Genomic DNA, 13,244 nt, shown 5'->3' with positions numbered 1-13,244 from the left:
CCCTTGTTGTGGTTGTAACCCTGTTTGTTTTGGGAGGCGGAATCATCCACGATTTCGCCTTTGCATTGATTGTGGGTATCCTGATCGGTACCTACTCATCAATCTACGTTGCAAGCCCTATTCTCCTTATCCGGCAGGCACGCGGAAAGAAAAGAAAATAGTAAAGAATCCTGGCCCAGGCGCCGCCCCAGAGGGGCTCTGCCCCGGCGGGAGGACCAGGCTTTGATTTCACCCCATAGGGGTGCACCTATCTCAAATGGAGTAAATTAAATAACAAATATCAAATATCAAACAATTTCCACTGACCAAAAGGGGAAATCCCAAATAACAAAATACAAATAACAAATAAATTCCAATCGTTCGACCTAGAGGCTCTCGACAGGTAACCGAAATTCAAAATAACAAACTTTGGAATTTCCTTGAGATTTAGTGCTTGTAGTTTGGAATTTCCTTGAGATTTGGTGCTTGTAGTTTGGAATTTCCTTGGAATTTGGTGCTTGTAGTTTGGAGCTTGTTTGTTTTTTGGTGCTTGGAATTTGTGATTTATTTGAAATTTGGTGCTTGTGATTTGTTATTTATTTAATGTTTGGTGCTTGGAATTTGTAATTTATTTGTAATTTGGTGCTTGGAATTTGTGATTTATTTGTAATAAGGCAGAGCCGGATAGCTCTGACCCCCGCAAGGCGGGACAGGCTTGGCCCATCGAAGATCCCGCCATGCGGGAAAGGACCAGGTTTTTCAGGACTAAATAAAACTGCTGCGTCTCTTTATGGAAAAATTTTTACCATGGTTTAAACTCAAAAGTGTTCCCGGAATAGGGAACTATCTATGCAAGCGGCTTATAGATCGCTTTAGCTCACCGACAAGTATTTTAGAGGCATCCCGGGAGGATCTGCTAAAAGTTGACGGCATGACTTTGCGTCTGGCAACGGCGATTAAAAGTCACAGAATTCCCGATACGGTCAAAAAGGACATCGACCTGGTAATTCAAAAAGGCTATGATATCATAACCCTGGCGGATGATGTTTACCCGCCCTTGCTGCTGCAAATACCGGATCCGCCCCCTTTCTTATATGTTTACGGCCGCCTTGACGGCTGCATCGAAAATATTGCCGTGGTCGGCTCCCGGAATGCAACTAGTTATGGTATTTCAACAACAGAACGGCTATGCCGGGATTTGGCTTCCTTAAAATATAAAATCATCAGCGGTATGGCCCAAGGAATTGATACGGCGGCCCACCGGGGCGCATTGTCGGGCAAGGGTCAAACTATCGCCGTTCTTGGGAGCGGCCTTGAAAGAGTCTACCCGGCCGACAATCGAAAACTTTTTCATCAAATCTCGGAAAGCGGCGCTGTCATTTCGGAGTTTCCTCTGAAGACAGAGCCTGAGGCCCATAACTTTCCCAGACGAAACCGGATTATCAGCGGAATTTCCCTGGGAACCGTTGTCGTGGAAGCAACCAAAAAGAGCGGGGCACTCATAACGGCCCGTCTTGCAGCCGAACAGAACCGGGAGGTATTTGCCATACCGGGGAGCATTCACTCCTTTAAGAGTATGGGGACCCACACCCTCATTAAAGAGGGTGCCAAACTGGTTGAACGCGCCCAGGACATCATCGAAGAACTTCCGGCCGCAGTCAAAGCGCCTGATAAAGAAGATCAGCCGGCTCCCAGGGAAAACAAACCAGAACAGCCTTTGCTTTCTTCAGAGGAATCATTGGTGTATAAAACCCTTGAGCCCTATCCTGTGCACATCGATGATCTTGTCAGAAAGCTTTCCATCGCACCTGGAAAACTTTCGAGTATACTGCTGCACCTCGAACTGAAGGGCATTGTGCAACAGGCACCGGGCAAACTCTTTTCTGTCGCTGATCATTGATAGTTTAATATTATTGAGGAGTTATAAATCTAACACTTAAACGACCCCGCGGCAAGCCACGGGGTATCAACAATTAAATATTTTACTTTTAAAGAAACCAGCTTATATTCTATACTTAAAAAAACTTGAAACGAGGGAAATTGTGACAAAGCCATTAGTCGTTGTAGAATCACCTACAAAAATAAGAACACTAAAAAAATACCTGGGCCAAAGCTACAACATAGCTGCAACCGTTGGGCATATCAAGGATCTCCCGCCCAAAGAAATCGGTATCGACATTGAAGCAGGATTCAAGCCGAAATATACTTACATTGCCGGAAAACAAAAAGTGGTCCGGTCTTTAAAAAAAGCCGCCGGTGATGCCATGGATATCTATCTTGCTCCCGACCCGGACCGAGAGGGTGAAGCTATCGCTTGGCACACGGCCGAAATCCTCAAGAAAAAAGGGCGCAGATTTCACCGTGTCCTTTTTCATGAGCTTACCAAAAATGCCGTCAATGAAGCTATCGAATCTCCGCAAGAACTTCACTGCCATAAGTATGAAGCCCAGCAGGCCCGCAGGATACTAGACCGGCTTGTCGGCTACCAGATCTCACCCCTTTTGTGGCGCAAAGTAAAAGGCGGCCTCAGCGCGGGCCGGGTACAATCGGTTGCCGTGCGCATTATCTGTGAAAGAGAACGTGCCATACAGGCTTTTGAACCTGAGGAGTACTGGTCGATAACCGCGCATCTTGAAGACAACGCGCCGCCGCCGTTTACGGCAAAACTGGCCAAAAAGAGCGGCGAAAAGATTAAAATTTCCGATGAAAAGGCATCGAATGCCACGCTTGAGGCTCTGGCCGCAGAAAAGTATATTGTCGAAAAAGTAACAAAAAAGACCAAAAAACGGAATCCTTTACCTCCTTTTGTCACCAGCACTCTTCAGCAGGAAGTTATCCGCAAACTCAGGTTTTCTGCCAAAAAGACCATGGTTGTGGCCCAGCAGCTTTACGAAGGTATTGATCTTGGACCCGGTGAACCTGAAGGTCTTATCACCTATATGCGTACCGATTCCGTCAGGATCTCAAAGGAGGCTGCCGGCGAGGCCCTCCAACTTATCAGGGAGCGGTTCGGTGAAAATTATGCTTTAGACAAGCCCAGGTTTTTTAAAAATCGTAAAAAATCTCAAGATGCCCATGAGGCCATTCGGCCGACATCCGTCTATAATACCCCGGAAAAAATAGCTCCGTTTCTATCCAAAGATCAGCTGAGCTTATACCGCCTGACCTGGCAGCGCTTTGTGGCTTCCCAAATGAAACCCGCCCTAATAAATCAGAATTCAGTATCGATCAAAGCCGGTCCCTATCTGTTTACTGCCAGCGGATCATCGATTCAATTTCCAGGCTTTATGACTCTTTATCTATCAGCCGATGCTGAAATAGAAAAAGAAAGTCAAAAGAAAAAAGAGCCGCTCCCCCAGCTGGTCGAAGGCATGGTTTTGAAACTCAACAAATTAGAACCGAAACAGCATTTTACAATGCCGCCGCCAAGGTTTTCCGAGGCATCTTTAGTCAAAGAATTAGAAGAAAACGGGATCGGCCGTCCCAGCACCTATGCCGCCATCCTTTCAACCATCAGAGAAAAAGGGTATGTGGATCTGGTTAAAAAATATTTCAGGCCAAGCGAACTGGGATTTATCGTTAACGACCTTTTGGTGCAAAGCTTTCCTGATATTCTTGATGTCGAATTTACCGCTAAGATGGAGAACGATCTGGACCGCATAGAAGCTGCCGACGTCGATTCTTTAGAAATTCTCACCCGCTTTTACAGCCCTTTTAAAAAGGAACTCGACGCGGCTTCCAAGGGGATGCTCAACTTAAAAGGCGTTGGCCTGCCCACGGCCCTTGCCTGTCCCCAATGCCGTGCCAAGGTCCATATTAAAGTCGGCAAAAACGGACATTTTTTAGGATGCAGCGGATACCCGGAATGTACCTACACCAGCAACTACACCCGCGACGAAAAAGGCAAGATTCATCCCGTTGAACCGCCTATTGAAGAAGTTTCGGACAAGTTTTGTGATAAATGCAAACAGCCAATGGTTGTAAAACAGGGCAAGTACGGAACTTTTCTCGCCTGCAGCGGTTATCCGGATTGCAACCACACCCAATCCCTATTTTCCGATAATGCCACCCGGGAAACTGGTGTCCACTGCCCGCAAAAAGACTGCGGCGGCAATCTTGTTGAGCGCAAATCGAAACGTGGCAAAATTTTCTACGGCTGCAGCCGGTTTCCGGATTGCACCTTTGCAATCTGGAACAAACCAATAGCTAAAGATTGTCCCCGGTGCAATGCTAATTTTCTGGTAGAAAAATCCACCAAAAAAGACGGGACCTCGCTTGCCTGCCAAACCAAGGGCTGCGGGTTTAAAGAAAAAGCTTGACAATAAGAACCTTGGCTGTTATAAGTGGACCAAATTAATACATTAAAAATTATTATGAAAAATACTTCCACCATTAACAACCTTATTAGCCTTATTATTCTCCTCGTAGTAGATGTACTTATTTGCTACGAGGCCAAGGGGTTGATAATGGTATAAATTTTACCTCAAAACAAAATACAAAATCCGTTATCAGCCCTAAAAGCCGGTAACGGATTTTTTTTGTCCTTAATAACAACTTATTCGCAAAGGAAGGTACGCAAATGAAACTAACAGGCGCGCAAATTATGATGAAAGTGCTCAAAGAGGAAGGTGTAGACACTATCTTCGGATATCCGGGCGGTGCCGTCATCGAAATTTATGATGAACTTGCCAAATCGGATATTCGACATATACTGGTCCGCCAGGAGGCCTGCGCGGTTCACGCCGCCGACGGTTATGCCCGGGCCGGAGGTCGGGTGGGGGTCAGTCTGGTGACGTCCGGGCCCGGGGCCACCAACACGGTAAGCGGCATTGCATCCGCTTATATGGATTCCATCCCGGTGGTAATCTTTACCGGCCAGGTTCCCACCCATCTGATCGGGAATGATGCCTTTCAAGAAGTCGACATCGTGGGCATCACCCGACCGTGCACCAAACACAACTACCTTGTAAAGCGTACCGAAGATTTGGCCAGAATAATCAAAGAAGCATTCCATATAGCCAGTTCCGGCCGCCCGGGACCGGTCCTGATCGATATCCCCAGGGATGTGTCCGCCACTGCAATCGACTACAAACCCCAAAAAAAGGTTGAACTCAAGTCATACAATCCAACGTACAGACCAAATATCAAACAGCTGCACAATGTTGTTAAGCTGATCAAGAATGCCAAAAAACCGGTGATTCTAGCCGGCGGCGGCGTCATTCTTTCAAACGCTTCTGAGGAGCTTACGGAGCTTGCGCGTAAAACTCAAATTCCTGTGACCAACACCCTCATGGGCCTGGGAGGATTTCCGGGCACAGATCCATTGTGGCTCGGTATGATCGGGATGCACGGCACCTATCGGGCCAACATGTCGACCGGCGAGTGCGATCTTTTAATGGGTATCGGTGTGCGCTTTGACGACCGGGTTACCGGCAGGACGGATGCCTTTGCAGCCAATGCCAAGATCGTTCACATTGATATTGATCCCACATCCATCCGTAAGAACATTCCGGTCACCGCCCCGGTTGTCGGTGATTGCAAAATTTCACTTGAGCAACTGAACAGGCTTCTGGACAAGGAAGACCTGGGTAATCTCAAGAAAAAGCGCAAAAAATGGTTTGATCAAATTCAGCACTGGAAAAGCACAAAAACCCTGTCCTATAAGCAGACGGATGTGATCAAACCGCAATTTGTGGTCGAAAAACTTTACGAACTCACCCAAGGCGACCTCATTATGACTACCGAAGTGGGACAGAACCAGATGTGGGCGGCCCAGTATTATATATTTGACAAACCCAACCGCTTTATTACCTCAGGGGGCCTGGGCTGTATGGGATTCGGGCTTCCGGCCGCCATCGGGGCGCAGCTGGCCTGCCCGGACGCACTGGTGGTCGATGTTGCCGGAGACGGCAGTATTCAGATGAACATCCAGGAATTGACAACCGCCGTCCAGTGCGGCCTTCCCGTCAAGGTTGTTATCCTGAACAACGGCTATCTGGGCATGGTCAGACAATGGCAGCAGCTCTTTTTCGGCCAGCGCTATGCCTCCACCTGTCTGGATTTTGCTCCGGATTTTGTGAAGCTGGCTGAGGCCTACGGCGCTGTCGGCCTAAGGGCTACAAAGCCCGAGGAGGTCGAGTCCGTATTGAAAGAAGGCCTCTTTTCCAAGGACACCGTTATGATGGATTTTGTGGTCGAAAAAAAAGAATGTGTTTACCCCATGGTTCCCGGAGGTGCTCCAATTACGGAAATGCTACTGGTATAACATCGTTAAAGGCATACTAACACCTAAACTGATCGGTTCCAGGTTCAGGGTTCTAGGTTCAGGGGTTATAACATCTTAACATTACTCAACGTTACAGCTCAATGTCAGGATTGGTCTCTTTCACCCATTGGGTGAAAATTACTTGCCGCCTCCACGGAGGCGTAACTCTTTTGGATTTAGCCTGTTAGGGCTCATCAACCCGGAACCTTGAACGTTGAACCTATCAACCCAGGTAACACTATTTCGTCGCGAAAAAAAGGATGTGACCCATGACAGAAGAAAAACATGTGCTTTCGATTCTGGTCGACAATGAACCCGGTGTGCTCTCCAGGATTGCTGGTTTGTTCAGCGGCAGAGGGTATAACATTGAAAGCCTCTGTGTAGCCGAAACCATCGATCCTCTGGTATCGCGGATTACGCTGGTCACCAAAGCATATCAGCCTATGATTGAGCAAATCGAAAAACAGCTCAACAAGCTCATTAACGTCATCAAGGTCCACGATCTGACCGGCAAAGCATTCGTCGAGCGCGAAATGGCCCTGATCAAGGTCATAGCCAAACCCGAAAACCGTGCTGAAATTCTGCGAGTGGTCGACATTTTCAGGTGCAAAGTGGTTGATGTGGGGACGGAGCACTACACCATCGAAGTCACCGGTGATGCAGGTAAACTGGCTGCCATATTGAACCTGCTCAAACCCATAGGAATCAAGGAGATCGCAAAAACAGGCATCATCGCACTGTTTAGGGAACCCAAATAAAGGAGGATATAATGGCGATTATCAATTTTGGCGGTGTTGAAGAAGAAGTGATTACGTCCGAAGAATTTCCCCTGGAAAAAGCCCGGGAGGTGCTTAAAGACGAAACCGTGGTAGTCTTGGGTTACGGCGTTCAGGGACCGGGGCAGGCCATGAATTTGAGGGACAACGGCATCAACGTCATCATCGGGCAGCGGGACAACAGTAAAACTTGGGATAAAGCGGTTGCCGACGGTTTTGTCCCCGGCGAAACCCTTTTTACCCTTGAGGAAGCCGCCCGCAAAGGGACCATTGTGCAGTTTCTGCTTTCAGACGCCGGTCAGGTTGCCACCTGGCCGCAGATAAAACAGTGTTTAAATGAAGGTGATGCGCTCTATTTTTCACATGGGTTCTCAATCGTTTACAAGGATCAGACCAATATTGTGCCTCCTGAAAACGTCGATGTCATCCTGGTCGCTCCCAAAGGATCGGGTCGTACCGTTCGAACCAATTTTCTGGACGGCAGCGGCATCAACTCCAGCTTTGCCGTGCGCCAAGACTTTACCGGCAGAGCCAGGGAAAGAACCCTGGCCCTGGGCATTGCCATAGGCTCGGGTTATCTTTTCCCCACAACCTTTGAAAATGAAGTCTACAGCGATCTAACCGGCGAGCGCGGAGTTTTGCTGGGCTGTCTGTCCGGAGTGATGGAAGCCCAGTACAATACGTTGCGCAAGCACGGGCACAGCCCCAGCGAAGCCTTTAATGAAACCGTGGAAGAGCTTACCCAGAGCCTTATTCGACTGGTGGCCGAAAACGGTATGGACTTTATGTTTGCGAACTGCAGCACCACCGCCCAGAGGGGGGCACTGGACTGGGCGCCGAAATTCCGCGATGCGGTTCTGCCGCTCTTTGACGAGCTATATGAACGCGTCGTATCCGGCGTCGAAACCAAAAGAGTTCTGGAAGCCAACAGCGCCCCGGATTACCGGGAGAAACTGCAGAAAGAACTCGACGTAATGCATAATTCTGAAATGTGGCGGGCCGGGGCCGCCGTAAGGTCCTTGCGGCCTGAAAATCGATAAAGGGAGAAAAACATGGAACCGATTCTGTTATATGACACTACCTTAAGAGACGGAACCCAAGGGGAAAACATCAGTTTTACGGCTAAGGAGAAAATCCAGATTGCCAAACGGCTGGACGACTTTGGCATCCATTACATCGAGGGCGGCTGGCCGGGTTCCAACCCCAGGGACATACAGTTTTTCGATCTGGCCCAAAAGACGACCTTCAAACACGCGCGTATAACAGCATTCGGCTCCACCCGCAAAGCCCGTATCGCTGCCTCTGAAGACTTGAACCTGCGGGCGCTTTTGCAAAGCAATACTCCGGCGGTGACCATCTTCGGTAAAACGTGGAACCTCCACGTCGAGAAGGTCATAAAAACCACCCTGGAAGAAAACCTGGCCATGATATTCGAGTCGGTTGAATTTCTAAAAAATAATGATCGCGAGGTGATCTACGATGCCGAACATTTTTTCGACGGATATAAGGATAACCCCGACTATGCCATGCAGACCTTAATGGCGGCGGTAGACGCCGGAGCGCAATTTATAGTGCTTTGTGACACCAACGGCGGCACCCTTCCTTCTGAGATCGAATCGATCATGAATGCCGTTCGCACGAGCTTTGGCGACAAATACAATACTACCGCAGATGCGCTGCCGTTTAAATTTGGCATTCATACTCACAATGACAGCGGCCTGGCGGTGGCCACTTCCATCGCAGCCGTCGAATGCGGCGCCGTAATGGTTCAGGGAACCATCAACGGCTATGGGGAACGCTGCGGCAATGCCGACCTGACCTCCATCATCCCGATTCTTTATTTCAAAATGAACCGCCCCTGCGTTTCCAGTGAAAACATGACTAAACTGAAAAAGCTTTCCCGGTTTGTAAGCGAAACCGCCAACATGATTCCACTTAACAGCCGGCCTTTTGTGGGCAAAAGCGCCTTTGCCCATAAAGGCGGCGTTCATGTGAATGCAATCATGAAAATATCCAGGGCCTATGAACATATGGAACCCGCGCTTGTGGGCAATAAGCGCCGTGTGCTGGTGTCGGATCTTTCGGGTAAAAGTAACGTGGAATTCAAAGCCAAAGAACTGGGCGTCGAACTGGGAGCCAACGGGATTGGCAGTCGTGAAATCGTCACCGAAATCAAACGCATGGAACAGGAAGGGTATCAATTTGAAGCTGCAGAAGGATCCTTAAAAATTCTGCTGGAAAAGTTTTCCGGCCAGTTTAGGCCTTTGTTTGAACTCAAATCCTTCAGGGTCCATATCGAAAAGGACGCCGAGCGACCCTGCAGTGCCCACGCCACCATCAAAATTTCCGTGGACGACAAAGAAGAAATCACCGCTGCCGAAGGGGACGGACCGGTCAGTGCGCTCGATAACGCGCTGCGCAAAGCTTTGTACAAATTCTACCCGGAGATTGAGAACATGCGCCTGATCGATTACAAGGTGCGGGTCATTGACGGGCGTGCCGGAACTGCTGCAAAAGTGAGAGTGTTGATCGAATCACGGGATCAGGATAATATCTGGAGCACCATCGGTGTTTCCGAAGATATCATCGCAGCCAGCTGGCAGGCCCTGGCAGACAGTGTTCAGTACAAGCTGTCCATGGCACACCATAAAAAATAAAAAATGAACGTCGAACATTGAACATCGAACGTTGAACATCGAATAATGCATGCTACCATTTATAATAAAGACAAAGCGAAGCGCCTTCCACATTCGACGTTCGACGTTGAGCGTTCGATGTTCGATGTTCAAATTGTTGCATCTGAAATTACGACTAAACCTTCATATCACTTTGAAATTACGCATACAGGTCAGGAGTTCTGAAATTACAACTAAGAAATTAACGCTAAAAAGGAGCAGAACCGTGAAAAAAAGGAAAACCAACGCCGCAGGACAAATGCTTGGCCCCGTCCTGCGGCCCATGCTCGCTCAATAAAATCGCTGCACGATTTTATATAACTCCCGCAATACAGACTGCGGGATCAATTTGACAAAATTTAACTAGTGCCCATCCATAAATAAATTTGAGCACTAAGCAGTTTCCAATTCATAATAAGGAGTAAAACAATGAGTGAACGTGTAATAATATTCGATACAACGTTAAGAGACGGCGAGCAATCTCCGGGAGCCAGCATGAACGCAGCTGAAAAACTGCGGCTGGCCATTCAGTTGGAAAAGCTGGGTGTAGATATACTGGAAGCCGGTTTTCCCATAGCATCCCCAGGAGATTTTGAAGCTGTTTCCGGCATAGCCGGCAAGATGCAGCGTACCGAGGTTGCCGCCTTGGCGCGTACTTCCAAAACGGATATCGACCGTGCCTGGGGCGCAATCCAACACGCCGTCAAACCCAGAATCCATACCTTTATCGCCACATCCGACCTCCACATGCACTACAAGCTGAACATGACCAAGGACGAGGTTCTGAAAACCGCGGTGGAATCGGTCAAATATGCCGCTTCCTTAACCGACAATGTTGAGTTTTCAGCCGAGGATGCCTCCCGCAGTGATCGGGATTTTTTGTGCAAGGTGTTCGAAGCGGCCATTGAAGCGGGTGCCACGACCATTAATATTCCCGATACCGTGGGCTATGCCATACCCGAGGAATTTGCAGACCTGACAAAATATGTCATGACCCATACCCCCAATATAGGCAAGGCCGTAGTAAGTGTTCACTGCCACAATGACCTGGGCCTGGCTACGGCAAATACTATTGCGGCCGTATGTGCCGGTGCCAGACAGGCGGAAGTGACTATCAACGGCATCGGGGAAAGGGCCGGCAATACGTCCTTAGAAGAATTTGTAATGGCCATGCACACCAGACCCAATTATATTCCGTTATCCAGCAATATCAAAACCGAGCTTATTTATCCCACCAGCCGCTTGGTCACGATGATCACCGGCATCATCGTGCAGCCCAACAAGGCCATTGTAGGAGCCAACGCATTCGCCCACGAAGCCGGCATTCATCAAGACGGCGTACTTAAAAATCCCATGACCTATGAGATCATGAAGCCTGAAACCATAGGGCTCAGCGGCAGCAAGCTGGTGCTGGGCAAACACTCCGGGAGGCACGCGTTGCGCAACCGTTTAAAGGAACTGGGATATGATCTTTCCGATGAAGAATTAAAGCTTGTTTTTAAAAAATTCAAGGAGCTGGCAGATAAGAAAAAACATGTTGTGGATGAAGATCTTGAAGTTATTGTTACCGAGGGAATTTTACGAACTACCGAGACCTTCCGCCTGGAATATCTGCATGCGACATGTGGAACAACCGTTATTCCCATGGCAACCGTTAAGCTCACAATAAACGAACGATCCGTCCAAGGTGCCGGTTACGGCAACGGACCCATTGATGCTGCTTATGACAGCATTGCCAAACTGACGGGAACCGCATCGGAACTTTTGAGATTTTCGATAAGCGCCATTACCAGCGGCACGGATGCCCAGGGCGAGGTTACGGTACGCTTGAAAGAAAACGGCCTGATTGCCCTTGGTCGCGGGGCAGACCCTGACATTATCACCGCCAGCGTCAAGGCCTATATCAACGGATTGAACCGCCTGGAATATTTGAAAGCCCACCCGGTCGATGCAACCGAAGGTTTGTAATTGCCGCTCTATAAAAAAGCTGAAGGGGCTTTCCAAAAGCCCCTTCAGCTTTTTTAACACCTTTTTATTAAGCGGCGCAGCCGCGTTTCATAAAATCGCAAAGCGATTTTATTTACCAAGCATACCCTTTTTTAGCTTTTTATCTGCCGGTTTGTCGCCCAGCCAGATTGAAAAAACAGCTTTTTTAAAAGCCGGTCCCGGTATTGTTCCTTTCAGTTTGCCTTTGATATAGACACTGATACCCTGCCCCGGAATATAGATGATGTCGTAAATGTCGTTTTTCTTGGCCTCATCGGTAAAAAAAGCGTTGAACTGGTTTATTTCAGGCTTGATCGGTTCAATATTGCCACCGGTGCCGTTTTTAAAACCTTTATTCCAACCATCAATAAGTTTTTTGCTGGATACTCCGTTATAAATAAAATGCATTCTGATGGCCATGGGTTCATCTGTTGCCATAATCTTGAGAGGATCCGTCTCCTTTTGCTTAAGATAAAGGCCGCCGGCATAAACCTTGATAAACAGTTTTTTGCGCAAGCCGGCCCCGTTTAACAGTAATTTATCCTTGCCCGCCATGAGGCTGTCGGGCAGGGTGACACTGCCGATTTGCTTTGCATATGCCACGGGCGTCATCATGAGTAACGCTAAGGTTATAACTATCAGTCTTTTCATAACCACATTCCTTTCACCAATTAAACAAGTTCGGTTGCCTGGCCGGCAGTTGGCCGACAGGTAGATGCGCTTCCCGCGCTTTTACGCTTTAGCCTTAATTTCTTCGGGCTAATCTCCCATCTTAGCCATATAATCATCATACTTGGTTTCAAGAAAAAGCTTATGCTTGGCTTCCTCCTGGGCTAGAACTTGGAAGAGTTTTTTGCCTTCGGCGTCTTCGACTTCTTTTTCAAGCTCGTTATAAAGCGCCAGTGCCTTTTCTTCACGTTGCATGGCAAGCATCAAAAGATCATTGTATGCCATGCCTTCTGTGTATTCCATTTCAACAACATAATTGCTGCGCTTGATGTCCGTAATCCATTTGAGTTTATACTCCGCTACACTTTTATCAACACTTTCGGTCAGGAATTTTTCTAAAAGGGCCTGGTGCTTGCGCTCTTCAGCGGCAAATTCCTTGAGCATCTCCTTGGAACCTGCAAAAGGTTCTTTTTCACTGATTCCATCGTAAAACTCGGCCGCTTCCTTTTCCTTCTCAACGGCAAAATCAATGATGGCCTCCAAATTTTCAAACTGCATGTTGCTCTCCTTTCAATTTGCTTATTAAATCACCAGGTTAACCGGATATTTTACCAATGCTAATTTAATACCCTTTTCAGTAAATATCCTGGTCCAGAGGGCCAGGCTTTGATTTCACCCCATAGGGGTGCACCTATCTCAAATAGAGCAAATTAAATTCCAAATAACAAATATCAAATATCAAACAATTTCCACTGACCAAAAGGGGAAATCCCAAATAACAAAATACAAATAACAAATAAATTCCAATGACCGAAAAAACAAATAACAAACAAAAGAATAAAAAAATAGTTTTAGCCCTTGTTTGGAATTTGAGACTTGGAATTTGTGATTTAT

10 protein-coding genes are annotated in these 13,244 nt (G+C 47.7%); 8 read left to right on the top strand and 2 right to left on the bottom strand.

The features are described 5' to 3' along the window. Window positions 1-8 precede the first annotated feature (8 nt). The 8 genes from V3S16_RS06355 (at window position 9) to V3S16_RS06320 (ending at window position 11,663) form a co-directional block, all read left to right on the top strand. A complete protein-coding gene (locus V3S16_RS06355; protein ID WP_413883832.1) occupies window positions 9-161 on the top strand; it encodes a hypothetical protein in 153 nt (50 codons plus the stop codon). Window positions 162-769: 608 nt separating this feature from the next. After that, window positions 770-1,879 (top strand): DNA-processing protein DprA, encoded by a 1,110-nt coding sequence (gene dprA / locus V3S16_RS06350; protein ID WP_413883831.1) that lies wholly within the window; start codon window positions 770-772, stop codon window positions 1,877-1,879. A 142-nt stretch (window positions 1,880-2,021) separates the two neighbouring features. Next, window positions 2,022-4,298: a type I DNA topoisomerase gene (topA, locus tag V3S16_RS06345; protein WP_413883830.1), complete on the top strand. Its 2,277-nt coding sequence runs from the start codon at window positions 2,022-2,024 to the stop codon at window positions 4,296-4,298. 260 nt (window positions 4,299-4,558) lie between these two features. Then, window positions 4,559-6,244 carry a biosynthetic-type acetolactate synthase large subunit gene (ilvB, locus tag V3S16_RS06340; protein WP_413883829.1) on the top strand — a complete coding sequence of 562 codons (1,686 nt, stop codon included), beginning with the start codon at window positions 4,559-4,561 and terminating at the stop codon, window positions 6,242-6,244. Between the two features lie 269 nt (window positions 6,245-6,513). Then, window positions 6,514-7,002, top strand: coding sequence for an acetolactate synthase small subunit (ilvN, locus tag V3S16_RS06335; RefSeq protein WP_413883828.1), 489 nt, complete (start codon window positions 6,514-6,516; stop codon window positions 7,000-7,002). Between the two features lie 11 nt (window positions 7,003-7,013). Beyond that, entirely contained in the window at window positions 7,014-8,060 is a 1,047-nt protein-coding gene (gene ilvC / locus V3S16_RS06330) for a ketol-acid reductoisomerase (RefSeq protein ID WP_413883827.1), read from the top strand. Between the two features lie 12 nt (window positions 8,061-8,072). Beyond that, window positions 8,073-9,677 (top strand): citramalate synthase, encoded by a 1,605-nt coding sequence (gene cimA / locus V3S16_RS06325; RefSeq protein ID WP_413883826.1) that lies wholly within the window; start codon window positions 8,073-8,075, stop codon window positions 9,675-9,677. 447 nt (window positions 9,678-10,124) lie between these two features. After that, a complete protein-coding gene (locus V3S16_RS06320) occupies window positions 10,125-11,663 on the top strand; it encodes a 2-isopropylmalate synthase (protein ID WP_413883825.1) in 1,539 nt (512 codons plus the stop codon). Window positions 11,664-11,771: 108 nt separating this feature from the next. On the opposite strand, the gene V3S16_RS06315 is transcribed toward V3S16_RS06320, so the two are convergent. Together V3S16_RS06315 and V3S16_RS06310 are read right to left on the bottom strand one after the other, a co-directional pair. Further along, a complete protein-coding gene (locus tag V3S16_RS06315; protein ID WP_413883824.1) occupies window positions 11,772-12,332 on the bottom strand; it encodes a chalcone isomerase family protein in 561 nt (186 codons plus the stop codon). Window positions 12,333-12,440: 108 nt separating this feature from the next. Continuing rightward, complete coding sequence (locus V3S16_RS06310) at window positions 12,441-12,908, bottom strand: ferritin-like domain-containing protein (RefSeq protein ID WP_413883823.1); 468 nt, start codon at window positions 12,906-12,908, stop codon at window positions 12,441-12,443. Between the last annotated feature and the right edge of the window lie 336 nt (window positions 12,909-13,244).

Source organism: Candidatus Desulfatibia sp. (assembly GCF_036446775.1).
Taxonomy (GTDB): Bacteria; Desulfobacterota; Desulfobacteria; order Desulfobacterales; family UBA11574; genus Desulfatibia_A.
This window is presented reverse-complemented; position numbering and strand designations above follow the sequence as displayed.